This is a genomic window from Fructobacillus sp. CRL 2054, assembly GCF_028764065.1.
Classification (GTDB): domain Bacteria; phylum Bacillota; class Bacilli; order Lactobacillales; family Lactobacillaceae; genus Fructobacillus.
The window spans coordinates 119,536-144,577 of the sequence record NZ_JACOFN010000002.1 but is presented as its reverse complement, the minus strand read 5'-3'; the positions used below and the strand labels follow the sequence as shown (position 1 = coordinate 144,577).

Annotated in this window: 23 protein-coding genes, 1 pseudogene and 1 other annotated feature; of the genes and pseudogenes, 7 read left to right on the top strand and 17 right to left on the bottom strand. The window is 44.1% G+C overall.

Features of this window, described 5'->3' with window-relative positions; genetic code table 11:
* Window positions 1-57: 57 nt before the first annotated feature.
* Window positions 58-2,283: an oligosaccharide flippase family protein gene (locus tag H7198_RS01555; protein WP_274458045.1), complete on the bottom strand. Its 2,226-nt coding sequence runs from the start codon at window positions 2,281-2,283 to the stop codon at window positions 58-60.
* A gap of 78 nt (window positions 2,284-2,361) precedes the next feature.
* Complete coding sequence (gene leuS / locus H7198_RS01550; protein WP_274458044.1) at window positions 2,362-4,794, bottom strand: leucine--tRNA ligase; 2,433 nt, start codon at window positions 4,792-4,794, stop codon at window positions 2,362-2,364.
* A gap of 309 nt (window positions 4,795-5,103) precedes the next feature.
* Between leuS and H7198_RS01545 the strand changes: the two genes are divergently transcribed.
* Together H7198_RS01545 and H7198_RS01540 are read left to right on the top strand one after the other, a co-directional pair.
* A complete protein-coding gene (locus H7198_RS01545) occupies window positions 5,104-5,637 on the top strand; it encodes a hypothetical protein (protein ID WP_274458043.1) in 534 nt (177 codons plus the stop codon).
* A gap of 70 nt (window positions 5,638-5,707) precedes the next feature.
* Complete coding sequence (locus tag H7198_RS01540; protein ID WP_274458042.1) at window positions 5,708-5,845, top strand: hypothetical protein; 138 nt, start codon at window positions 5,708-5,710, stop codon at window positions 5,843-5,845.
* Window positions 5,846-5,899: 54 nt separating this feature from the next.
* On the opposite strand, the gene H7198_RS01535 is transcribed toward H7198_RS01540, so the two are convergent.
* The 9 genes from H7198_RS01535 to H7198_RS01495 all read right to left on the bottom strand — a co-directional run bounded on the left by H7198_RS01535 (window position 5,900) and on the right by H7198_RS01495 (window position 16,025).
* On the bottom strand, window positions 5,900-7,231 hold the full coding sequence (locus H7198_RS01535) for a collagen binding domain-containing protein (RefSeq protein ID WP_274458041.1): 1,332 nt from the start codon (window positions 7,229-7,231) through the stop codon (window positions 5,900-5,902).
* Window positions 7,232-7,434: 203 nt separating this feature from the next.
* A complete protein-coding gene (locus H7198_RS01530; RefSeq protein ID WP_274458040.1) occupies window positions 7,435-9,300 on the bottom strand; it encodes a mucin-binding protein in 1,866 nt (621 codons plus the stop codon).
* Between the two features lie 187 nt (window positions 9,301-9,487).
* Window positions 9,488-10,675, bottom strand: coding sequence for an elongation factor Tu (gene tuf, locus H7198_RS01525; protein WP_274458039.1), 1,188 nt, complete (start codon window positions 10,673-10,675; stop codon window positions 9,488-9,490).
* A gap of 226 nt (window positions 10,676-10,901) precedes the next feature.
* Entirely contained in the window at window positions 10,902-11,819 is a 918-nt protein-coding gene (locus tag H7198_RS01520; protein WP_274458038.1) for a hypothetical protein, read from the bottom strand.
* A gap of 84 nt (window positions 11,820-11,903) precedes the next feature.
* Window positions 11,904-13,730, bottom strand: a complete 1,827-nt coding sequence (locus tag H7198_RS01515; RefSeq protein ID WP_274458037.1) for a ribonuclease J — start codon at window positions 13,728-13,730, stop codon at window positions 11,904-11,906.
* A 200-nt stretch (window positions 13,731-13,930) separates the two neighbouring features.
* Window positions 13,931-14,350, bottom strand: coding sequence for a 50S ribosomal protein L20 (gene rplT / locus H7198_RS01510; RefSeq protein ID WP_274458036.1), 420 nt, complete (start codon window positions 14,348-14,350; stop codon window positions 13,931-13,933).
* Window positions 14,351-14,394: 44 nt separating this feature from the next.
* Window positions 14,395-14,592 (bottom strand): 50S ribosomal protein L35, encoded by a 198-nt coding sequence (gene rpmI, locus H7198_RS01505; protein ID WP_061993849.1) that lies wholly within the window; start codon window positions 14,590-14,592, stop codon window positions 14,395-14,397.
* Window positions 14,593-14,641: 49 nt separating this feature from the next.
* On the bottom strand, window positions 14,642-15,181 hold the full coding sequence (infC, locus tag H7198_RS01500; protein ID WP_200769360.1) for a translation initiation factor IF-3: 540 nt from the start codon (window positions 15,179-15,181) through the stop codon (window positions 14,642-14,644).
* Window positions 15,182-15,192: 11 nt separating this feature from the next.
* Window positions 15,193-15,317 (bottom strand) — a sequence feature (ribosomal protein L20 leader region).
* 42 nt (window positions 15,318-15,359) lie between these two features.
* A complete protein-coding gene (locus tag H7198_RS01495) occupies window positions 15,360-16,025 on the bottom strand; it encodes a DUF1361 domain-containing protein (protein ID WP_274458035.1) in 666 nt (221 codons plus the stop codon).
* 192 nt (window positions 16,026-16,217) lie between these two features.
* On the opposite strand from H7198_RS01495, the gene H7198_RS01490 reads away from it, so the two are divergent.
* Together H7198_RS01490 and H7198_RS01485 are read left to right on the top strand one after the other, a co-directional pair.
* Entirely contained in the window at window positions 16,218-16,418 is a 201-nt protein-coding gene (locus H7198_RS01490) for a hypothetical protein (RefSeq protein WP_274458034.1), read from the top strand.
* Window positions 16,419-16,461: 43 nt separating this feature from the next.
* Window positions 16,462-16,707 (top strand): annotated as a pseudogene (locus H7198_RS01485) (YbaK/EbsC family protein); the annotation flags it as partial.
* Window positions 16,708-16,785: 78 nt separating this feature from the next.
* Here the strand turns inward: H7198_RS01485 and H7198_RS01480 are convergent.
* Window positions 16,786-17,826 carry a zinc-dependent alcohol dehydrogenase family protein gene (locus tag H7198_RS01480; RefSeq protein ID WP_274458033.1) on the bottom strand — a complete coding sequence of 347 codons (1,041 nt, stop codon included), beginning with the start codon at window positions 17,824-17,826 and terminating at the stop codon, window positions 16,786-16,788.
* 245 nt (window positions 17,827-18,071) lie between these two features.
* On the opposite strand from H7198_RS01480, the gene rpmF reads away from it, so the two are divergent.
* The 3 genes from rpmF to mscL all read left to right on the top strand — a co-directional run bounded on the left by rpmF (window position 18,072) and on the right by mscL (window position 20,509).
* Window positions 18,072-18,245: a 50S ribosomal protein L32 gene (gene rpmF / locus H7198_RS01475; protein WP_091501350.1), complete on the top strand. Its 174-nt coding sequence runs from the start codon at window positions 18,072-18,074 to the stop codon at window positions 18,243-18,245.
* Between the two features lie 136 nt (window positions 18,246-18,381).
* The gene (locus tag H7198_RS01470) at window positions 18,382-20,097 is read left to right on the top strand and encodes an NFACT RNA binding domain-containing protein (RefSeq protein WP_274458032.1); all 1,716 of its coding nucleotides are present in this window, start codon (window positions 18,382-18,384) and stop codon (window positions 20,095-20,097) included.
* A gap of 25 nt (window positions 20,098-20,122) precedes the next feature.
* Window positions 20,123-20,509, top strand: coding sequence for a large conductance mechanosensitive channel protein MscL (mscL, locus tag H7198_RS01465; protein ID WP_274458057.1), 387 nt, complete (start codon window positions 20,123-20,125; stop codon window positions 20,507-20,509).
* Window positions 20,510-20,565: 56 nt separating this feature from the next.
* Here mscL and H7198_RS01460 read toward each other — a convergent pair whose 3' ends face one another.
* The 5 genes from H7198_RS01460 to ffh are packed head-to-tail and all read right to left on the bottom strand — an operon-like array spanning window position 20,566 to window position 25,028.
* Window positions 20,566-21,198: a deoxynucleoside kinase gene (locus H7198_RS01460; RefSeq protein WP_274458031.1), complete on the bottom strand. Its 633-nt coding sequence runs from the start codon at window positions 21,196-21,198 to the stop codon at window positions 20,566-20,568.
* A 49-nt stretch (window positions 21,199-21,247) separates the two neighbouring features.
* Window positions 21,248-21,862, bottom strand: coding sequence for a Holliday junction branch migration protein RuvA (gene ruvA, locus H7198_RS01455; RefSeq protein ID WP_274458030.1), 615 nt, complete (start codon window positions 21,860-21,862; stop codon window positions 21,248-21,250).
* Window positions 21,863-21,874: 12 nt separating this feature from the next.
* The gene (locus H7198_RS01450; RefSeq protein WP_274458029.1) at window positions 21,875-22,642 is read right to left on the bottom strand and encodes a class A sortase; all 768 of its coding nucleotides are present in this window, start codon (window positions 22,640-22,642) and stop codon (window positions 21,875-21,877) included.
* A gap of 60 nt (window positions 22,643-22,702) precedes the next feature.
* Window positions 22,703-23,512, bottom strand: a complete 810-nt coding sequence (locus H7198_RS01445; protein WP_274458028.1) for an HAD-IIB family hydrolase — start codon at window positions 23,510-23,512, stop codon at window positions 22,703-22,705.
* A gap of 46 nt (window positions 23,513-23,558) precedes the next feature.
* Window positions 23,559-25,028 (bottom strand): signal recognition particle protein, encoded by a 1,470-nt coding sequence (gene ffh / locus H7198_RS01440; protein WP_274458027.1) that lies wholly within the window; start codon window positions 25,026-25,028, stop codon window positions 23,559-23,561.
* Between the last annotated feature and the right edge of the window lie 14 nt (window positions 25,029-25,042).

Sequence of the window (25,042 nt, the reverse complement as noted above, 5' to 3'; positions counted from 1 at the left end):
TTAAATAAAGTTAAAAGCAGGCTTAGATAGCTCTCTAAACCTGCTTTTTTAAATTATTTAACTGACGCGTCCGCGATTCAAAACCTGACGAAGTAATCCAAACTTTTTATACAAATATAGAAGCACAAATCCCCCAGCAGCAACCCCTATAAAGGTTGCTAATCCAGCCCCAATCTTGCTATTTGCAGCGAGCAAGACTTTGGTCGAAAACTGTGTCGCTAGGAAAGCGACAACTGCCATGACCATAGAAGCAAGGTAAGCAGTTAGCAAAGTCGACTTCATGTCATTCCAAGTCAAATTATAATTCTTCATCAAGAAGGCAATCATCTGGTAGAGTGACCAACCCAATCCAAGTCCAGTTGCAATCAGGGCGCCCATTCCCTGGAACAGGTAAATCAAAGGTACTTGAGTCACAATCTTAATTAACAGACCGTAACCAAAGGACTTCATCACAATTGTTCCATGAGATAGTGCCTGTAGCACAAAAGCCAAGAGCATAAAGAGTGCCATGATAATCGTCAATAACGATGAGAACTGCAAAAGATAAATCCCCTCTTGGGCAGTGCTATCGATTGGATAGAAGAACTTATAAAGCACATCTGAAATCGCATACATTCCCAAAGCGGATGGCAACAAGACCAAGGCCGTCAGCTGAAGTGTCGCCACTAGTTGCTGCTTCAGTCCAAGGCCATCCTTGGCTGCCTTTTTAGCCGCTAAAATTGGTAAGGCAGTTGCGGCAATCGATGTCGCAAAGGAAATCACAATCATGACCAACTTGTTAGGGTTGGCTGAGAACAAGGCGAATTGAACCTGCAAACTATCAGCGCTACTGTGAAAGAAGACCTTCATCAATGGGAAGAAGGTGTACTGATCAACAAAAAGGAAAAGGTTCGTTGAAGCACCAATGATGACAAAGGGCCAAGATTCCTTCAAAATGTTCAGAACCATTGACTGTGCCTTGTCAGGCTTCAAGAAGGACAAGAGATTGGCCTTCGCCTTGGACTTTTGCTTTGGCTGATAAACGAGGCTACCATCCATTGGCTTTCGTGGATGTAGTAAGTCCTTATAGCGCACCCAACCGTATGCCAACACGGCAATGGCAAAGAGTGCCCCGATGAAGGCGGCAAAGGTTGCCTGAACAACCGCCCCGGTCCAGTTACTAGCATCGTGCCCAAGAACAATCCAAGTGGCAACCAACAGGTAGATAATTCGACCGATTTGCTCCACAATTTCAGATAGAGCCGAAATGTGCATTAACTGATGTCCTTGGAAAATTCCGCGAACCATTGACATTGCTGGGAAAACAAGGACAGCCGGTGCCAATGAATGCAAAACGGGCACCACGTTGGCGTTTCCGTTAGACAAGAGTGGCGCACTAACATATAACAAGACCGCAAAGAACAATCCTAAGAGTGTTCCAATTTGAAGCGACTGCTTCGTCAATGACCAGAGACCGTCTTCATCCTCCTTGGCAATCAACTGGGCCATTACCTTGGAAATAGCTGACGGGAATCCAAAAGTCGCAACCGATAGCAAAATCCCATAGATGTTGTAACCCTGGGAGAACAAGGCGTTCGCCTGGTTAGCAGCAGCTCCCAACATGGCCAGCCATGGCAGGATAAAGGCCGCACCGAGCAAACGGGAAATAATGTTTCCTAGCGATAACCAGAAGGAACCACGCACAAGGGCCTGGTCATCCTTGTTCTTCTGATGGGCTGCCTTTTCTTCATCCGACAGCACTGTATTAGTGGCTGGATAGGCAGCAGGAGTGGCAACTGCTGCTGTCTTCTCACTCACTTCAGCAGTCTGCCCCTCTGCTTCCGTTTGCTCAACACTTTCTAATTCTGATGGTGTTTCAGCCAGCTCTTCGATGGCATCAGCAGTTAAAGAAGAACGGTCCTGTCCCTCTTTTACTTGGTTCTCATCCGTTAAATCAGCTTTTGAAAGATGAGTAGAGGATAGGCCATCCCCTGTTAAAGGCTTCTTCTCTAACTTCTGCGAGTCAGACTTTTCCTTCTCAGGCTTCTCAAACCATTGCTTGGTCTTCTTTTCATCTAAATCATACTCATCGCGTAGGTACTGACCTCGGGAAACAAGTTGACGAATTTCTGCGTCTTCTTCTTTTTCCTTTTTACGCGTAAACATGGAAGCGAGCTTACTTTTTTTCTTGGGTTGCAAGTTAATTTCTAACTTGGCCAAGAGCTCCTCAGCTGTTAAATACTCACCGTCAACTTCTGTCTGGTTGACACGACCATGAGTTTGATTTGAATCTTTCTGGGTCATGTTATGATAACTCCCCTTTATTTATGTACCCGAAATGGGCTAGCCGAGGGCAGCCCAAAACGGTTATATCAACTCGTTTTACTTCGCAACGATGTTGACGAACTTGCCAGGAATGGCAATAATCTTTTTAATATCAAGACCGTCGAGGTACTTTTGCACCTTCGTGTCAGCCTGTGCGGCTGCTTCCATGTCTTCCTTAGAAGCATCAACTGGCATCACTTGCTTTGAACGAACCTTACCGTTCACTTGGAAAATAATTTCCTTGCTATCATCGATCAAAGCCTTTTCGTCATAAGTTGGCCATGCAACGTAGGCGATTGATTCAGAAGATCCGGTCAACTTTTCCCAAAGTTCTTCGGCCAAGTGTGGCGCAAATGGTGCCAACAATTGAACGAAACCTTCCATGTAGGCTTCAGGCAACTTGTCTTGCTTGTAGGCTTCGTTCACGAAGACCATAAGTTGTGAGATGGCCGTATTGAAGTGGAGCTGTTCCAAATCATCCGTTACCTTCTTCACTGTTTCATTGTAAACCTTCTTCAATTCATCTGAAGGCTGGTCCGTCAACTTGTCTGTCAATGAACCATCGTCTTGAACGAGCAAACGCCAGACACGGTCGAGCCAACGACGTGATCCAGTAACACCTTCTTCAGACCAAGGCTTGTTCTGAGTCAATGGACCCATGAACATTTCGTAGATACGAAGGGTATCAGCACCGTATTGGTTGACGATGTCATCAGGGTTAACAACGTTTCCCTTTGACTTAGACATCTTCTCGTGGTTTTCACCAAGAATCATTCCTTGGTTCACCAACTTGTGGAATGGTTCCTTGTTTGGTACTAAGCCAAGGTCGTACAAGACCTTGTTCCAGAAACGGGCGTAGAGCAAATGCAAAACGGCGTGTTCGGCACCACCAACGTACAAGTCGACGTTTTGCCAGTAGTCCAACTTTTCCTTAGCTGCAAATTGGTCGGCGTTATTAGGATCGATGTAACGGAGGAAGTACCATGATGAACCGGCCCACTGTGGCATCGTGTTCGTTTCGCGACGGCCCTTAACACCGTCTTCACGAGTTACTTCCAACCAATCCTTGGCGTTGGCCAATGGTGATTCCCCAGTACCAGAAGGCTTCATTTCCTCTTCCGTCAAACGAGGCAAACGGAGTGGCAATTCATCTTCAGGAACTAATGATTGTGTACCATCTTCCCAATGGATAACAGGAATTGGTTCACCCCAGTAACGCTGGCGTGAGAAAATCCAGTCACGAAGACGGTAGTTGACTTTCTTAGCACCGGCATTGTGTTCTTCCAACCAGTCAATCATCTTGTCGATGGCTTCCTGCTTGCCCATACCGTCTAAGAAACCAGAGTTGATGTGGACACCTTCGCCAGCGTAAGCTTCCTTGGTAATGTCCCCACCCTCGATAACAGGTGTGATGTCCATTCCAAACTTTGTAGCAAAGTCCCAGTCACGTTGATCGTGGGCTGGCACACCCATCACGGCACCAGTTCCATAAGATGCCAAAACATAGTCGGCAATCCAGATTGGCAACTTTTCGCCGTTCACTGGGTTAATGGCGTAAGCGCCGGTGAAGACACCAGACTTATCCTTGTTCAAGTCCGTACGTTCCAAATCAGACTTCAAAGAAATCTGCTTTTGGTATTCAGCAACTGCTGCCTTTTGGTCTTCTGTCGTAATTTGGTCAACCAAATCATGTTCTGGTGCCAAAACAATGTATGATGCACCGAACAACGTGTCGGCACGAGTTGAGAAGACTTCGATTTGGTCCTCAGCATGGTCTTCCACGTTAAAACGCACTGTGGCACCAATTGAACGACCAATCCAGTTTCGTTGCTGTTCCTTGATAGCTTCTGGCCAGTCAAGGTCATCCAAATCATCAATCAGACGGTCAGCGTAGGCCGTAATACGCAAAACCCACTGCTTCATTGGCTTACGGTAAACAGGGTATCCCCCACGTTCCGTCTTACCGTCGATCACTTCTTCGTTGGCAACAACTAAACCACCACCTGGAAAGTCAGGGGCCCAGTTAACCATCATTTCGTCTTCGTAAGCCAAGCCCTTCTTGTAGAGCTGCTCGAAGATCCACTGTGTCCACTTGTAGTAGTTAGGGTCCGTCGTCTTAATTTCACGGTCCCAGTCATAAGAAAATCCAAGTGATTGGATTTGGTTCTTAAAAGTCTGAATGTTTTCGTCTGTGAAAGTGGCTGGGTTATTACCAGTCTTCAAAGCGTACTGTTCAGCTGGCAAACCAAAGGCATCCCATCCCATTGGGTGCAAGACGTTGAAGCCTTGTGCACGCTTGAAACGTGAGACAATATCCGTTGCTGTGTAACCTTCTGGGTGCCCAACGTGCAAGCCTTGTCCAGATGGATATGGGAACATATCCATTACAAAGTACTTTTTCTTGTCTGAACCATCAATGGCTTTAAAAGTCTTGTTGTCCTGCCAATAGTGTTGCCACTTCTTTTCAATATTTTTATGATCGTATCCCATCTATTTTCCCCTTTTATTTAAATAAAAAAGCCCCACGTCAGCTCAAAAAAGCCAACGTAGGGCGGTTGAAACCGCGGTCCCACCTACATTTTGCAAAGGTCACCCTCTGCCTCAGTACCTTAACGCGGTATAACGGATTGACTACTGTTATTCACCAATCGCGCTTTCAACCGAGTTCATAACATTGGTTGGTAAGCTTGCAGCCCCGCTTACTTTCTGATGCTCCGCTGTTACTACTAGTGTTGAAAAGTACTATTATTATAACATAATATTCGCTATACTATCAGTAGAATTCACTGGAGGTGAAGCATGTCTTTTTCAAACGAAAGCTTTGTACAAAACTACTTGGAAACCCAGGTACAAACCGGAATGCTTGTTGTCGATGGTCGCGCCGGTAACGGTCAAAAGACCCGTTTCCTCGCCTCACACGTTGGCAAAGACGGCATGGTACTTTCCTTCCACGAAGAACGAGAAGAAGCCAATAAAACAGCCGCCTCACTTTTCATGGCCGGTCTGCAAGACCGTGTGACCGTTGAAAACGGCGTACTCTCTGCAGAAGGACTCCAAAAAGAACTCGGTCGCCTAACTAAGGTTGACCTCATCATCTTGGACTACACAAAGGCCGAAAATATCAGCCGACACCAAATCAATGCAGAAAGCGAAACGGCCTGGTCATTCATCAAAGACGACGGTCAACTAATCATCCTAGTGAAAGCAGAAGAAAATGTGACAACACTGCAAAGCGCACTCGAAGCTGACTTTGATGGTACATTTGGAGCAGCCACTTTCTCAGCAAAGGACGGGTCAACCCTTCTCTTTGAAAAAGAACAATCAGAAGATTAGCCTCAGACTTTTATCTAGGCTTAAAGTAGTTTTTTGTATAATAGACTTAGCAAAACTAAAGGAGTACGCAATGGCACGTATCGTCAACAAAGAAGAACGTTTAAACAATCCACTTGAAGATTTAATTTCATTCCCCGACCCCATTACCGATGAGGAAAAGTCCGAGCGTGAAAAAGCCCTAGGCCAACACCCTAAAGATGAAAAATAAGCATTAAAAAAAGCAGCCCTTTTACAAGGCTGCTTTTCTTATGCATCAATTGATTTAGAATTTCTTTGACTTAGTAAACCAAGTGGCTAAGGCTGATGAAACGATTGCCACCCATCCAAGTGCAAGCACTTGTTTTTGGGCTACTCGGCTTTGTCCTGTTTCAGGAAGCCCCCCTCCCTTTTGTTCAGGTTGACTAACTACCGGCTGCTCTTGCTTCTTTGCTGCTGGAGCCGGGTTTAACCGATGAGCAGGACTAGACTTTGGCTGAACCTTAGGACTTGGAACCGGCTGTGGCGCTGGTGCTGGACTCGGCGTAGGTTCTGGTGTTGGCTGTGGTGCCGGGGTTGGACTCGGCGCTGGCTTAGGATCCGGTTTGGGGCTTGGCCCTGGTGCAGGATTCACAGGACTACCACCAGGTCCATCCGATGAACCAGAACCAGAATAAGAACTTGTATAAGCCGTTACCTTTTGCGTTTCATAGTCATCCCCACTTAACTCGGCTGAGTTTGAGAATGTTGTTCCCTTTGGCAGACTAGTATCAAACTTGGTGTAGTAGAAGACATTGACCGGATAATCAATATCCCCGATGTCCACCACGAACTCAGTATCGGAAAGATAAGTAATACTCTTTGGTTGAATATCGCAAACTTCGTCAACATTCTTTCCTTCAACCTTACATTTAATTACTCGAATTGGACGACTCCGGTCCAATGTCTGGCCCGGGCCAACATGATCGGTCACTTTGGCGTCCTTAATCTCGTTTTGGGCCCAGTTAGCACGAACCACCCAATAAATCAGGCCAGGCGCTTCCCCAGCGAAACCGCCATCCTTACGAAGCTTATTATCCGCTGGATTAGGCGAAGGTGGCGCTGGCGTGATATCCGCGTTTGGTGCAGGTATATTGCCAGGCACGTCCCAATCGATGATAAAATGCTGCTTCCAGTTAACAATATCAACCTTCCACTTGGAAGTGACATAAAAATAACCTTCAAGGTTCTTTTCAGTCAAAGTTTGAACAGCCTCATCCTTCCAGGTCACAACAAGAACCTGTCGATCGGATGCTGTGGTACAGTGTGCAATAACGTGCTCATCGCTATCTTTGATATCAAAGTCCGGTACACCTTCTAGGTTAAACACCTTAGGCACGATGACATCCATACTGTCACCTGCTTTGATATTAGTCCCCTGTTTAACAGTAAAGCTCCACTTAATCTGCATGTTATCGTAGGGCCCATAGGACTTGGCCTTCGGATTATCTAAATCCGTTAACTCTACTCTCGTAATATAATTATTGAAAGCATCCGCTTCACTACGAAGGACACTGATTCCAATAACAGCTGCAAACAGAAAGGCTGCTGCAGTAATAATAAATTGTTTAATTCCCATATACTCTCTCTCTAAAAGGCATAATCTTCTAACTCTTATGTCTCTTGGCGGAAGACTAGCGTAAGTATACTATATATATTTGCAGTAAATAGAAATTAACAAAAAAGTCACGGTATCGTCATCATTTCGTAATTTTAGAATAATTCAAAACAAATGAAAAAGCTACTTCTACCAAGGGTAAAAGCAGCTCTTTTTATTTATAGTTACGATTTATTGTTTTTTCTCTTTTGACTCGTAAACCAGAAGAATAGGCTCATGCCAAGAACACTTGTAAAGATTGCAAACTGCCCAACAACGCGATTATTCTCGTTCTTACCAGTCTGAGGTAATTCGGTCGATGTTGAATTTGTTGATTTTTCAGAAACAGCATCATTCTCATTTCCACCGCCCGTATTAGGTAAAACAAAAGGATTTGACTTTGGTCTTACCCCGGGTACCTTCGGACTTGGATTAACATCAGGCTGTGGAGTATCCGGTGTATTAGGAACCGGCTTCACATCGGGTACTGGTGTTGCCTCCTTATCGTAGACGATAGTACTTTCTGAGTCAGTACTATCAGCAGTTGTGATAACCGCCTTATTTTCTGAGTCGTCAAAGACTTTATAGCCATCAACCGTAGGTAATTCTACAGCAGCAAATGTATCAGAAGGTTCGGCCTTCCAATCACTGGTTGCCGTAAAGTTCCCGTTCTCATCCAATTCGCCATCACGCTTATAGACAATCACCTGAACAGTGTCATCATGAACTTTATGGCCAGCACGGTCGACATAGTGTATCACGTGACGAACCTTCTTCAAAACATCACTCGCATGCCCATGGGGATTATCCGGCGTCACTGGCGTCACATTCCGGTCATAGTAAATGGTACTTTCTGAAGAAGAGCTATCCGCAGTTGTTGAAACATCTTTGTTTTCTGAATCATCAGCAATCCTATAGCCTTTAATTTTAGTATCTGTGACCGCTGCAAAAGTCGAGGAAGGCGCCGCCTTCCAATCACTTGCCTTTGGTCGGCCATGCGGATTGATGATGGTCTTATAGTCGAAGTACTTATGTGCAGTTGGAACATCAATTGCAGTATCGGTCGTTTCCTTTGCATGCAAAATCGCACTATTAGTAAAGGCTGTACCATCTGACGTGTTTTTGTAATCATACTTTGTATAGTAATAAACGACAGTTCCTTTGGTAATCGTTCCTAAATCAACTGAGAAACTAGTAATTCCCTTACTTTTTTTATCGTAATGTGTTGTTATCTTAGGCTGTGGATTCACATATTGTTGTGGTCCCCAGGTACCGTCTGCCGCAATATCATGCGTGAAGACAGCGATTCCCTTATCCGTTGCCAAAGTTTGCCCTGATCCAATGGTATCGGTCAAAACAGCATCCGTCAATTTTTCCTGCTTACCATCTAAACGAATCTTCCAGTAAATGTAACCAGCTTCAGTCTTATTCCCATAATCACCAGACTTATTAATAATGAAGTCGTTACCCGCATCAGGCGTGACTGGTGCAGGGGTTGGATCAGAAGGTTCCACGGTCGGAGCGCTTGGCGTTTTCACCGAACTATCGACACCCCAACTAATTGGTACCTCCTTAGACTCGTGTTTCTTATCTGGTAAGTTCCATCCAACCAATGCATCAGATTTTCCACTTAATCCTTGGTTCTTAATCAAGTCTGCACCGTCTTGATTCCAGGTAATCACAACGTAGTGGTCTTCCACAGTGGTTTTTCCAAGAACCTTCCCTGTACTTTGATCCGTAAAGTCTATTGCACCATTACTATCAGCTCCAGGTATAGCGGTCGCCTTATCAATTGAAAAATTTAAAGGAACGTAAAACTTCGTCGTGTCCCCCGCTTTAATATCAGAACCACCTGGAATGTCGAAGTTCCAAGTGATTAACATCATATCGTCAACATTATATTGCTTAGCCTGACTATCCGTGACGTCTTTCATTTCAATGGAGTTCACATACTTGCTCGTCTGAGGATTCACTTCATCGGCGAAAGTCTGTACAGTTGACACCCCTGAAAGCAAGAAAACAGCGATTAACACCATAAAACGCTTCAACATAAAAAACTCTCCAACCCTATATAAATTACTTATTATTGAATATTTCAAATACGTTACCCATTGTACTACTTCTGTTACAGATAACAAACATTAAAGTCGATTAAAAACCAATTGTAATTAAATCGTAATTTAAAAAAGTGCAAAAGAAAAAAGCCTGCGTTAGCAGACTTTTTTGAAAACTAATGAATTAGCCTTCGATTTCAGTAACAGTTCCGGCACCAACAGTGTGGCCACCTTCACGAACAGTAAACTTCAATCCCTTTTCAATGGCAACTGGTGCGATCAATTCAACGTCGAACGTTACTTGGTCACCAGGCATAACCATTTCTACGCCTTCAGGCAATTCCACAACACCAGTAACATCAGTTGTGTGGAAGTAGAACTGTGGACGGTAGTTAGTGAAGAATGGCGTGTGACGGCCTCCTTCTTCCTTAGTCAAGACATAAACTTCGGCCTTGAACTTCTTGTGAGTCTTGATTGAGCCAGGGGCTGCCAAAACTTGTCCACGTTCGATTTGGTCACGGTCGATACCACGGAGCAATGCACCGATGTTATCACCAGCTTGTGCTTCGTCCAAAGTCTTACGGAACATTTCGATTCCAGTAACCGTAGTCTTTTGGATTTCTTCCTTCAAACCAACGATTTCAACTTCAGTACCAGTAGTCAAAACACCACGGTCAACACGACCAGAAGCAACAGTACCACGACCAGTGATCGTAAATACGTCTTCGACAGGCATCAAGAATGGCTTGTCATCTTCACGTGCAGGAGTTGGGATGTATTCGTCAACGGCCTTCATCAAGTCCAAGATAACTTGTTCTTGTTCCTTGTCGCCTTCAAGTGCCTTCAAAGCTGATCCCTTGATAACAGGAATGTCATCGCCTGGGAAGTCATATTCTGACAACAATTCGCGAACTTCCATTTCAACCAAGTCAACCAATTCTTCATCGTCAACAAGGTCAGTCTTGTTCAAGAAGACAACCAAGTGTTCAACACCAACCTGGCGGGCAAGCAAGATGTGCTCACGAGTCTGTGGCATAGGACCATCAGTTGCGGCAACAACCAAGATGGCACCATCCATTTGAGCGGCACCAGTGATCATGTTCTTAACGTAATCCGCGTGACCTGGGGCATCGATGTGGGCGTAGTGACGTGCGTCCGTTTCGTATTCGATGTGGGACGTGTTGATCGTGATTCCACGTTCCTTTTCTTCAGGGGCGTTATCGATTTCGGCGAAGTCTGTAGCAGTCTTACCTTCCTTTTCAGCCAATACCTTTGAGATAGCGGCAGTCAAAGTAGTCTTTCCGTGATCGACGTGACCGATAGTACCAATGTTAACGTGGGGCTTGTTACGAACGTATGTTTCCTTAGCCAATGTAGTTTCCTCCAAAATTTTATTTCTTGGGATTGACCCAAGAAAATCGTATGTTTATATTTTACAACGCTTGAACGATAAAAACAACCGTTCCGAACGTTTTTCTGGCTCATAAGCCGAATTCAATTATACTAACTTCTTAATTTTTTGTAAACACTTTTTAAACGAAAAGACCTATGAAGAATTCAAGTACTCTTTACCTAAAACATCACTGCTATAAAATGCTTTACAGCGCGCCCATCTCTGACAGTAAACGATGGGTAAAGTCATGAATAGCCGCTTGTTCAACTGATTCACGATGGGCATTCAAGATACGCTGACCATTAATCATGGCAATGTCCGCTTGAATCCATGCAATTGGGTCAGTCACTCGTTCCAATTGAGGGAAAAGAACGTTCATTTCTAAGCGTAATTGTTCCTGCAACATTTGATTAGCAACTGGATCTTCTTGACCAACAGTTTCCGATAAGTAGTCACGGGCCTCAAAGTAAACATCGTCACGGAGCGGCTTGGGTTGCTCACAGAGAATGGTCGTGTACTCTTTTCCATCAATGTAGAGGTATTTCACTTTACGATGAAGTTCTAAACATTGGATATCAGTAAGAATTGACACCCGAATAATCGGCATACAATCCGGATCAAGCAAGACGGTGTTTGCTGCATCTACGAATTCTTCAACCGGCAGTGTTTGAGCATCTTGGTAAATTTGCTGTTGCGTTAATACATCATAACCTGCCAAATGTTTAAATTGACGGTGCGTTTTTTGAATGTCCGCCGCTCTTTCTTCCCAGGCTAATTCTTCCGCCTCGTGAATCTGAAGAAGCCTTTCATCACGGTCTTCCGTAAAAATCGATTCCATCGCCATCCGCCGGGCCATAATGAAATAACCCGCAGCTAAGCAAAGGTCAAAGTAAAATTGATAATCTTCCTTTTTCCCCAAATACTCACCAACGTATTCCTGGGCAATCGTCAAAGCCGAATCGATTTGACCGTTTTCCTTTAGTGCTTTTGCAAAGAGTTGGTTATTTGTAAAGGTCCGTTCATTCTCATAAACCTCATTCAACAAACTGATTGCCTGCTGATAATTTTGGTTAGCAAATGCCTCTAGTCCTTCTTCCTTAAGCTGGTTGATGTCTATCGTCATAGCTCTTTACAGTCGTATCCTTTCGCACAAACGTTCCCTTTAAAATAGAACAAAAGAGACCCGTGAAGGTCTCTTTTTTAGAACTTATTCAGCAGTTTGATTCTGCTTACCCTGTTCTTGCTTCTTTACTTGACCCTTGGACTTCTTATTTTTGCCCTGTTGCTTTTGGCCCTTTTTATTATGATTCTTGTTACCCTTTTTCTCAGGTTCACCCTTATGGTGTGGTCGGCGGTTTTGGTTGACTTCCATTACCACTGGCATCACCATTGGACGACGACGAGTTTCGTTAAACAAGAAACGTGACAATTTCTCACGAACCCCATTCTTCAATTCGTTCCAATCAAAGGCTTTGGCATTCTTCAAGTAATCTTCAATTGATTCAATTGTCAACTTACCCGCTTCCTTCATTAGGTCACGGTTAGCCTTCACGTAAACGAATCCACGTGAAGTCATCTTTGGCTTCGAAACGACCTTACGTTTCTTACGGTCAATTGTCACAACCGTTACGAAGACCCCGTCTTCTGAAAGAATACGACGGTCACGAAGAACAACGTTTCCGATATCCTTCAATGAGTCACCATCAATCATCGTTTCAGCAACCTGTACCGCATCTGCCTTTTCAAAAGTCTGACCGTCGTAAGCGATCACATCACCACGCTTGGCCATGATGATTTTGTCTTCTGCCATGCCAACTTCTTCGGCGGCTTGCTTAGCAGAAACCATCACACGGAATTCAGCTGAAACTGGAAGGAGAACTTCTGGCTTGAAGAAGTTCATCAGCAATTGCAAATCACTCTTTGATCCGTGTCCTGATGAACGAAGGTCAGTTGAGATTTGCTTAACGTTGGCCCCCTTCTTAAAGAGCATGTTACGTGTCTGAGCGACGTAAGATTCAACCGCGAAGGAAGGATTCGTTGTAATGAAGACAAAGTCGTTTGAACCAATGTTAACAACTGGGTCTTCACCCTTAGCCATCTTGTGCAAAGCCTTTACTGGTTCGCCCAGCTTACCAGTTTCTAAAACAACTGTTTGTGAATCAGGCATGTCGTCCAATTCCTTCACTGAAGCGAATAGCTCGCTCTTTGGCTTTGGTAAGTTAATCAGCTTCAAATCCAAAGCCGTCTTCACAATCTTGTCGGCATCATGACCAGTAATCACTAAGCGACGCTTTGTCTTAGCCGTCGCATCAATCACCTGTTGCACACGCTGAATATTTGAAGCAACAGCAGCAACGATAATGCGTTTACCCTTTGCTTCTTCAAAAGCTTCTTGAATATAAGAATGAATCTGACGCTCTGAAGCAGGTGTTTTGATGCTTTCTTCCGTACCCGCTGCATCAGCCAACAAAGCCAAAACCGGCTTTTGACCGATTTCAGCCAAACGTTGGTAGTTCGTCTGGTAGGCAGCCTCAACAGTCTGATCAAACTTAAAGTGACCAGAATAAACAATCTGTCCTTCATCAACAGTCAAAACAATTCCAAGTGCTTCAGGAATCGTGTGGGTTGTATTGAAGAATGAAACCTTCACATCGCCAAAGTCAATTTCAGTCTTTTCGTTCACAACGTGAAAGTCGTCAAAGTTTTTAATGGCCTTTTCGTCGTTAATGGCAATCTTAGCCAATTCAATGGTCAATTCTGAACCAAAGATTGGCGCCTGAATTTGCTGTAACAAGTAAGGTAATGCCCCGATGGCATCTGAGTGACCGTGAGACAAGAAAATTCCCGCAATCTTATCTTGATTCTTTAATAGGTATTCAAAATCAGGAATGACCACGTCAATTCCTAACTGTTCAGTATCTGGGTACTTTAAACCAGCGTCAAGAATGAAAATTTCATCGTTAACGGAAACCGCGTACATGTTCTTCCCATTTTCGCGGACACCCCCAAGGGGCAAAATATTCAAATCAGTCATAATGTTTCCTTTAGAGTTTTGTCAATTTAATACTTGAGTTCAACCGTGAGAATCAAACTCTTGTCTCGATTTCAATTACATCTATTTTATCATATTTATCAAATCTTCGACGAAACATTCTATTTACCAATTAAAAGCCACCCGACTTTACTAAAAAAGAGCACAAAAAAACCAGCCCGAAAGCTGGTTTAAAAGTAAGATTAACGAGAAACCTTAACAGTCTTGTCAGTAGTTGCAGCAGTGCGTTCCTTAACCAAGATGTTTTCTGATGCCAAAGCGGCCTTTGCTTGTTCAGCAATCTTTGAGAAAGTGTCAAAGTCAGATACGGCCAAGTCAGCCAACATCTTACGGTTCAATTGAACACCTGCCAAAGTCAAACCGTGCATCAACTTTGAGTATGACATACCGTTCATGCGGGCTGCTGCGTTGATACGAGCAATCCACAACTTACGGAAGTCACGCTTGCGGTTCTTACGATCGCGGTAAGCGTACAAGTATGACTTGTAAACTTGTTGCTTGGCAACCTTATAGTTGATACGGCGTTGTCCACGGTAACCCTTGGCCAACTTAATAAACTTCTTACGACGTGCGCGTGAAACTGTTCCACCCTTAACTCGCATGGGAAAATCCTCCTAAATATTAGTAACTTATAGACACCCTGAAATTAAAGGGTTGACAACATCTTTGCGTACTTCTTGATTGTTGTCTTGTTCATCATGCGTGTTCCACGCAATTGACGACGTTGCTTCTTAGTCTTACCGTGGAAACGGTGTGACGTGTAAGCTGAGGCTGACTTGAAGCCACCCTTTGCAGTCTTCTTGAAGCGCTTCGCAGCAGCGCGGTGAGTCTTCATCTTGGGCATGTGTCCATTCTCCTATCGTTTTTCAAGTATCAAAGTCGGTTTGCTTGGCTTAGCCCTTTTTAGGAGCCAAAACCAAAAACATTTGCCGACCGTCCATCTTAGCACGTTGCTCAACCTTGGCAATGTCGTCCAATTCGTTGGCCATCCGTTCTAAGACTTCCCGTCCAATATCTTGGTGGGTAATCATTCGGCCACGGAAACGTAAGTTCAACTTCACCTTGTTACCTTTTTCAAGGAACTTGATGGCTGCTTTCTTACGAGTTTCGAAGTCTCCAGAATCAATAACTGGCGACATACGAACTTCCTTAACCTGAACAATCTTTTGGTTCTTGCGTTGTTCCTTCTGGCGCTTTTGCGCTTCGAACTTCGCTTTACCCCAATCCATAATTTTAGCAACAGGTGGTTGGGCGTTTGCCTGAACCAGAACCAAATCTTGGCCCTTATCATCGGCGAGCTGTTGTGCTTCGCGCGTTGACATTTCCTCTTGCTTACCATCGTGAATTAGTAAAACCCGACTTGCACGGATATTATCGTTGACTAGATCAACTTGTCTTGGTTGACGTGCTATGGCTCGATACCTCCAAAATATTTTTGCGTGAACAACGAAGAAAAAAGTGAGTGAACCGAAGTTCACCCACTTTACCTTACTGCACAATTAAGTGCAACGTGTATCTGCCTGGCAACGCGAGTCACGAGGCGAGAAGCGGGTGCTTCTACTTGTTCAACGTCATTAAGTATAGACGATAGAACACCCACTGTCAACGAATTTATTGATTTTTTTCGCTACTTTCAATCTTTTCTTCGAAATCCAATGAAGATAGGATTCGGCCACCGTAATGGTAGGCAATTAAGATAGCAAACTGTGCTAAAGCAAAGAGCCCAACGAAGGCAAACATGTGTTTCGAAACTGAGCTTTGCACATTGGCAATTACCACGTCAAAGTTCGTAAAGACGTCCCAAGAGTTTAAACGTAAGAAACGGCCTAGGTAAATCCCAAAGGATGACAACCAGGAAACAATTCCCAGAGTAATCAACACTGACCAGCCCGTTCGATTGCGAAGGTAAATCCGCATCATGATTTCTAATGAAAGAATTCCAAGGTAAACACCAACGAAGATACCAGCAGCCAAGACTGAGTAGTTAAAGTACTGGTAACGAACATCCAGTGCCGTTGAGATGTATTGCAAGTGAATAAAATCCGTAATCATGTACATGGTGTTCGGGAAGAACAACAACCAGAGCCCAGAAAAAATAATCTGTGATATCTTCAACCGTGATGCTAAGGCCAATAGCGCGAAATCCAATGGCAGCAAAGCTAAGAAAACATTCCACATCAAGAAATCAAAGTGGGTTGGCGTCAAGTAGACAAAAGCAATGAATGCCAGTACAACAAGGTGAACCATTATCATATTGTTAGTATTTTTCTTAAACATTCGCTTACCCTTTAGCTATTAAAGTCATGTCTCTTTGTCAATTTAAACGGTATACAACTCCTACTATTTTAACAGATATAAGTCCCACCGTTAAGGACTTTCCAGACTTTTTAACCGAATTGAAAGATAGGTCTTACTCCTGATATTTTATCCATTCCCTTGTATAATAGATATTAAGGAAAAGGAGGACTTATGACACAAGCAAGCGAAAACGAAGCGATTCAATTATTGGACCGGCTGCACATTCAATACCAGCTTGTTCGACACGCCGCACTCCACCACTTGTCTGATGAAGGCGCACCAAAAGACCTTCCTCGAATGAAAAACCTTCTATTAAAAACGAAACGAGATAATCAATACTATCTCTATATGACAAGCGAACAAGCGCGTTGACTTTAGTAAATTAGCCCACGAGCTAGGAACATCGAAGAGCCAGCTACGCTTTGCCTCCAACGATGACCTCGAAGAATTACTTGGCGTTCAACCAGGAACGGTTACTCCCCTCGCTTTAATGCACGATGTACACGGAATAGTCCAAGTGATTGTGGATCAAAACATTGTTGATGCAGGTGTAATTGCGGTACACCCCAATCAAAACGAAGCAACAGTCGTGATGAGTTGGCTAGACTTTACCAAGATACTCATTGCCTTAAAGCACCCCTATCAACTCGTTTCAGAATAATTAATTCAAAGAAAAAGAACCGTGAGTCCAAAAACTCGCGGTTCTTTTTTACTTATTTAAATCGAGCTAGTCAATCCATTAAAAACTCAGGATGACTTTTATCGCCTGACTGTCACTCGCGTTCTCAAAAATCTGATAGGCCTTCTTAATCTCTGTGAAATCAAAATGGTGGGTTACCAAGCGTTCAGGGAAAAGTTCTTGTTTTTCAACGGCTTCAATCAAACGGGACGTTGAATTCGTCGATACCAATCCCGTCGTAACCGTCACGTTTTTAATCCATAGCTTATCCAAATCAAATTGGACAGGTCGACCGTGCACCCCTTCATTAGCCAAATGCCCACCTACTGCTAAAATTTTTTGACAGAAATCAAAGGTTGCCGGGAATCCTGCCGCCTCAATGGCAACGTCAACTCCCTTACCATTCGTTAACTGATAAATTTTCTCAATCGCCGTCTCCATATCACCGGCATTAATCGTATCCGTTGCACCAAAGTCCCGAGCAATTCCTAAACGGTAGTCATCAAGATCAACCATAATGACTTTGGCAGGTGAATAGAATTGAGCAGTCAGTAAGGTTGCCATTCCAATTGGCCCAGCACCAATAATCGCAACAGTATCCCCCTTCTTTACTCGTCCATTTAAAACACCGATTTCAAATCCGGTCGGGAAAATGTCAGACATCATAACCGCTGCATCGTCCGACATTCCCTCTGGAATAAGGTAGAGAGAATGGTCAGCCTGGGGGATTCGAACAAATTCTGACTGCGTTCCATCAATCTCATGTCCTAGAATCCACCCCCCGTTTTCACAATGGGCATACATTCCTTCCTGACAATAAGTACAGTGCCCACAAGCCGTCACACAGGAAATAATGACTCGGTCACCAACACGGAAGTTGGAAACAGCCGAACCAATCTTCTCAACCACACCAATTCCCTCATGGCCAAGAACAGTATCAGCCTCTACTTCCGGTGTGTCACCATTTAAGATATGCAAATCCGTTCCGCAAATGGTTGTTTTCACCATTCGAACGATTGCATCGGTCTCTTCTTGAATTCTTGGTAAATCAACATCAGCCACAATCATTTCCTGCGGTTCACGATAAACAAGAGCCTTCATTTTTTGTCCACCTTTCTATTTTGAACAAAGTTAAAATTTCATGGCAACCGGTTGTCACACATAGTTTATAATATTAACTGTCGGGAGTCAGCAAATACCACAAAGACGACTTTAACCGTTCCCATACTTAGTTATACGTAAAAGTCCGGAAATTTCTTGATTGTTTCTGGCCTACTTATTGACATTAGGGTAAATCTTAGATAAACTTAAAAAGTTGATAAATTGAACCGAAAGGAGGTGCTGTAATGGCTACCCCATCAAACAAGAACTCAAAGTCTCACAAGCGTAACCGCCGCGGACACATCGGTTTGAACGTGCCAAACATTACTTTGGACAAGACTACTGGTGAATACCGCGTTGCTCACCGCGTTTCTCCTTCAGGAATGTACAACGGTAAGCAAGTTACTGAAAAGAAGTAATTTATTTAAGAGTCCCTGTTCTGCTATGCAGAATGGGGCTTTTTCTTTTGCTTTTCTTAAGACTGCAAGCATTCCATGTATTCCCCACTATCATGCTTTATAATGAATGATAGTTACTTATAAAAAGGAGGAGCCCATGCCCCTTGATGGTCTATTTGTTCATGCCCTGGCGCATGAACTAAATCAAACCCTTGCTGGCGGTCGCATCACCAAAGTCCACCAACCTTATCCAAACGAAATTATTTTAGTTGTCCGTAACAATGGACAAAATTATCCTGTCCTACTATCGGCACACCCTGCCTACGCCCGTGCCCAGGTCACACGTATTCCATACCAAAACCCAAAGACGCCAACTAACTTTGCCATGTTCTTGCGTCGCAATTTGGAAGGTGCCCGCTTAGATTCTGTTACCCAGGTGGAAAACGACCGAATCCTACACTTTGCCGTGAACACTCACGATGAACTAGGAGATGAACAAACCCTTCTCCTAACACTAGAGATGATGGGACGACATTCAAACCTTTTCTTAGTTCGTGAAAAAGATCAACGTATTCTTGAACTAATCAAGCACGTTCCCTCGGACCAAAACCGTGTCCGTTCCTTGATTCCAGGGGCCACTTACATCCTGCCACCGGCACAGAATAAGGAAAATCCTTTCACTTCTGACCTAGGTGGACTTGCCAAAATCATTCTCGATTCGGATAAGGCAGATTGGGGCAAAGCGATTCAGCAAGAATACCAGGGATTTTCTGGTATCTCTGCCAAAAACTTAGCAGGACATCTATCCGGTGCTTCCGACGCCATGGCTACGGCCACTGATTGGCTCAACCACTTTAGCAGCCCAAAGCCAACGCTCTACCGTTCCGAAAAGAACAAATTGAGCTACGCAGCCTTTGACTGGGGGGAAGTTGGTTCCACCGCCGAATCTTATCAGACTTTGGGTGACCTTCTCGATGCCTACTTTGCTGGCCAAGCCGAAGCCGACCGTGTTAACCAGCAGGCAGCTTCCCTCGTTCGTTTAGTTAAGAACGAGCTGAAGAAGAACCAGAGTAAGGAAAAGAAACTCAACCAAACGCTGGTCGACTCTGAAAACGCGGAAGACTTAAAGGTTAAGGGTGATTTGCTGATTACCTACCCTCACCTAGTAAAGAAGGGTATGAATTCGGTTCAGATTGAAAACTACTACGATAATAACAATCTGCTAACCATTGCCTTGGATCCCCGTTTCGACGGTATGCAAAACGCCAATCGTTACTTCCACAAGTACCGTAAGTTACGACTGGCTAAGGACCACGTATTGGGTCAACTAAAAGAAACACAAGCAGAAATCGACTACTTTTCCCAGATTCAAACCCAACTAGCCGTTGCCTCACCAAAGGACGTTGCTGACATCAAGGTCGAGTTAATCGAGCAGGGCTACTTACGTGAAAAAGTCAAAGTCAAAACAAAGGGTAAACAAACTCGTAAGCCAAAGCACGTCATGGGAAAACCTGATCAGTTCGTCTCAACCGATGGTACGCTCATCGAAGTTGGAAAGAACAATCTACAAAACGATCAACTTTCTCTGAAAAAGACAAATCGTCACAAAATTTGGCTACACGTCCAAAAGCTACCCGGTTCACACGTCCTAATTGACTCAGACAACCCATCGGCCGAAACCTTAGAAGAAGCAGCGCAACTAGCGGCCTACTTCTCAAAGGCCCGCGATTCAGCCAACGTACCCGTTGATTACTTACCTGCCGGTAAACTTCGTAAGCCAAATGGTGCAAAACCCGGTTTTGTTATCTTCGAAGGTCAGCAAACAACCTACGTAACGCCAGATGCAACTTTAGTACAAAAACTCAAGAAATAACTCAATAAGGAAAAAAGACATGAAAATCTTACAAGAATTCAAACAGTTCATTAACCGCGGAAATATCGTTGACATGGCCATTGGTGTTATCATTGGTGGTGCATTCACGACATTGGTAAAATCATTTACCAATAACCTCATCAACCCCCTTCTCGGGTTCTTTACAGGTTCTGACCATTCATTGACCGAATTGAAGTTACGTGTTTCATCAAACTTAGTCTTTACTTACGGTTCATTCATTAACGATACAATTACCTTCTTGATTACTGCCTTCGTTGTCTTCTTAATCGTTAAGTTCTTGAACAAGACGGTTTTGAAGCCAAAGGCTAAGGAAGCCGCCAAGCCATCTGACGAATTGGTTACCCTTCGCGAAATCAAGGAACTCTTGGCAAAGCAAGCCGAATCAAAGTAAACATTAGCACAATAAAAAAGCCATCCATTCGGATGGCTTTTTTATTGTAGATATTATTAACGAATCTTCTTCAATTCATCTTCAATCTGCTTCAAGACGATTTCTTGGTTCTTAGGATCTTCCAAATCGTACTTTTGCAAATCGACACGCATCTTTGGTGACTTATCGTATGAGTCGTACCAACCCTGATAAGCTTCCCACATCTTGTGATAATAGTTGTATAGCTCATCATTATCTTCGAACTGCTCGTAGTCACGACCGCGCTTCTTAATGCGGTGCAGAATGGTATCAAAGTCAGCATCCGCATAAACCATAAGGTCCGGTGCCTTCTTTGGCAGTTCGTCCAACTCCGCCATCATACGTGTAATCAAATCATGGTAGACATCCATTTCCATATCAGAAATGTTCCCGTCCTTATGGTTCTCTTCCGTAAAGAGTTCGTCTTCATAAATTGAACGATCCAAGACGTTGTTGTTATCTGCCAAAGCCTTCTTAATCATTGAAAAACGACGGTTCAAGAAGAAAATCTGGAGCAAGAAACCATACTGCTTAGGATCCTTATAGTAGAGTGGCAAAACAGGGTTATCCCCTACTGGTTCAAAGAAAGCCTGTGTGCCGAAGTGCTTTGCAACTAATTCTGTTAAGGTTGTCTTTCCGACACCAATCATCCCCGCTGTAATTATCACCATATCTACTCCATTTTCTTTTTCATTTCGCTCTTAAAAAACGATAGTCCGATTATCCTTGTACCAAAAGTGTCAACCCTTTGGAAATTAAATCAGAAGTGCTACCAGCTTCACCGACTAAGGCCTTCTTCACCTTGGTCAAATCACGACTGGCATATCCCAAAGCCTCCAAGGCCGCCAAAGCGTCCTCGAGGTTCGACCGTGAAGGTACCGGGTCAGTGCTTTTTGCATCTGCAAAAGTCGTACTCGTTTGGTCAACCAAACTTGAGAAGTCATCCATTTTACCGGATAAGTCCAAAACAATTTGCTGAGCCGTTTTCTTTCCAACACCTGGGAACTGAGTCAAGTAAGCAACCTGGCTATTTTCAATGGCAGCAACCAAATCGGCGGGCTTGGCCCCGGCTAGAATGGCCAAGGCCGACTTTGGGCCAATACCAGAAACGTTCAATAGCTTGTTAAAGAGCTGCTTTTCAGTCAGCGTCGCAAAACCATACAGTGACAATTCTGTTTCACGAACGATTTGTTCGACAAAGACCTGGGCCTCTTGGTTCACTTCAAAATGATAGGGATTAGCCGGATAGATTTTATACCCAATGCCATCCTTTGTTTCAAGCACGATTGCTCCAGGTGTAATCTGAGTAATTCGACCCTTAAAATATTCGTACATCACTGTGCTCCCTTAGGGTAAGATATTCGTCTTTTGCTTCGACAAGTCAAAGTAACCAAGTTCATCGCTCTTCGCTTGAGTCCAACTATGGTAACCAACGTACTTGGCATTCGTAATAATACGCTTCGTTGTATCAGGGAAAAGACAGGTGATAATCGTTACCTTAGCCTTCTTATCAATTCGATCATCAGGATTCAAAACCGATGAATCGTTTTGATCAACCGTTGTCTGACCGGTGATTTGATAGCGGTAAATACCATTGCTATTGGCCAAATAAATCATCGTGCCGTTCAACCAATCGGAATTACCAAGCGTCCCATCAGCGTTTTCGTAAGGGGCATTTTGATTCAACTTTTGTTGCAGAGCAGAAAATCCGGTATAGCCGTTGTTCCAATTATGAGCAGCCAGGGTGTAGTTTCCCTGTCCCATAACAGGAACAGCCGTATCCTTTTGAGCGGTGTTCGCACCCTTATCCAAGGCAACCTTAGAATAAGCGTTGTCGTAAATTGGTAATAGAATGCTGAGATTAGGTATCGCTACATAACCCTGTTTGGTTAACCCTAAACTCTGCTGATCCTGCGTACCAACCCCATCCTTTAAGGATGACCGCTCTTTAGTAGAATACTTTCCTTGCTTTTGTGTTAATACCTTCTTGGTCGTCTTCTTAACCGGGCTAGTTGCAGGTTGACTCTGAACCCACTGCCAGGCCAGCAAACAGGCTAAGACGATGGTTAACAAACCGAAAAAGCGGTGCAAGTACTTCCGAATTTTCTCCTTCATGACTCTCTCCCTCTGTCGATACCCCTAGTTTACTAAAACAACATGTCAACCAGAAGTCCTCTAGAATAATTTTTGTAAGATTGTCTTTAATACACCATCATGGTTATTATCCGCAACTTCTGTTTCAAATCCACGACCGCGTAATAGCGGATCGGCATTTGGCATGATAAAGGGATGACCAACGTAGTTCAACATCTCTAAATCATTCAAGCCATCCCCAAAGGCAGCCATATTCTCAGCCTTAATTCCTAAACGTTTGCTTAGGTCAGCTAAGGCAACCCCCTTATTCACATTTGGTGCCACTAAATCAATGGCTCCATAACCTGAAGTAGTAATGTGGACAGGTAAGTTCATTGCTTCAATTTGCTTAATAAATGGTAACTCATAGTCAGGCAGATTAACCGTCATCTTGAGGATTGGTTCATCAATTTCAGATAAATCATCAATAAAAGTCAAAGACTTAAAGTAAGATGCCGCCTTATCACGGCCCAAGCCATAATCAGCCTGTGACTTCAACATGAAAGCCTTGTCAGTCCCAGTGAAAACGAGCCCCATTTCGGCACGGTCAGCTTCAGCAGTCACTTCCTCAACAACGGGGGCGAAGGCTGAGCTTTCAATAGCATAGGTTGCTAAAACATTTCCCTTAGCACCCACTACTTCAGCACCGTTGTTAGCAATCAACGTATAGGATTGGTCAACCCCATCGAAAAAATGGCTCACTTTGGCGGGGTGGTTCCCAGTGGCGACAACGAAGATACCTCCGGCAGCCTTCACCTTTTGAACCATCTCGTTATACAAGGCGTGGTCAAAGCCCTTTTCATCATTTAAAAAAGTCGCATCTAAATCCGTTGCAATTAACTGAACTGTCATGAACCTTCTCCTAGAGTACTAGTTATAAGACAAACTCTTAAGTTTCTTACTTCTTACCGCGCTTCTTCTTCATCTTTTTCATTTTACGAGCAGCCTGCTTCATGGCAAATTTTTGAACCTTTTGTCCAAAGTTACCACCAGGCATACCAGCGCCACCCATCATGGATGACATGTCCATACCGGCGCCACCCATCATTTGTTCCATGCCAGAGAAGTTTCCCTTCGTGGCCTGGTTCATCATCTTCTTCATCTGGTCAAACTGCTTCAGCATCTTGTTAACTTCAACAATTGGGCGACCAGCACCGGCTGCCAAACGGCGACGGCGTGATGGGTTCAACAAATCAGGGTTTTCTCGTTCCTGCTTGGTCATTGATGAGACAATGGCTTCCATGTGTGTGAAAGTCTTAGGGTCAATGCTCAAGTTCTTCAAAGCAGGGTTTCCAGCCATACCAGGAATCATCTTGATCAAGTCTTCCATTGGGCCCATGTTTTGAACCTGACGCAATTGGTCAACGAAGTCGTTGAAATCGAAGGTGTTTTGACGCATCTTCTCCAATTGCTCAGCCTGCTTCTTTTCATCGACTTCGCGTTGTGCCTTTTCGATGAAAGTCAGCATGTCCCCCATTCCAAGGATACGGGAGGCCATACGATCAGGGTAGAAGACATCAAGGTCGGTAGGCTTTTCACCTTGTCCAACGAACTTAATTGGCTTACCCGTTACGTCACGAATTGAAAGGGCGGCACCACCACGGGTGTCCCCGTCCAACTTTGTCAAAACAACACCGGTCAAATCAAGGGCGTTAGCAAAGCCTTCCGCCGTTTCCGTTGCGTTCTGACCAGTCATCGCATCGACCGTCAGCAAGATTTCATCTGGCTTGGCAATCTTTGCAATGTCCTTCAACTCGTTCATCAAGGCTTCATCAATTTGCAAACGACCGGCCGTATCGATGAAGACGTAGTCGTTGTTCTTGGCCTTGGCTTCTGCCAATCCATCTTCAACGATTTTACGTGGGTCAACATCCGTTCCCTCAGAGAAAACAGGAATGTCTAGATCCTTACCCAAGACTTCCAACTGGTCGATGGCAGCTGGACGGTAAACATCGGCTGCAATCAACACTGGACGAGCGTTTTCTTCGCGTTTCAACTTGTAGGCAAGCTTAGCAACCGTCGTCGTCTTACCAGCACCCTGAAGTCCGGCCATCATGATAATGGTTGGAATCTTTTCGGACTTGTTCAACGGAACGGCTTCTTCACCCATCAAGGCTGTCAATTCGTCGTTCACAATCTTGACAACTTGCTGAGGTGCGTTCAAGCCATCAAGAATTTCGGCGCCCTTCGCCTTTTCCTTGATTGCCGCGATAAACTTCTTGACGGTTGGGTAAGAAACATCGGCTTCCAACAAAGCCAAGCGGATTTCCTTCAAAGATGCTTGAAGGTCTTCTTCATGAATCTTTCCCTTACCGGTTAGGTTTTTGAGCGCCTTCGATAGGCGGTCTGTTAAGTTTTCAAAAGCCATAATCTGCTAACTGG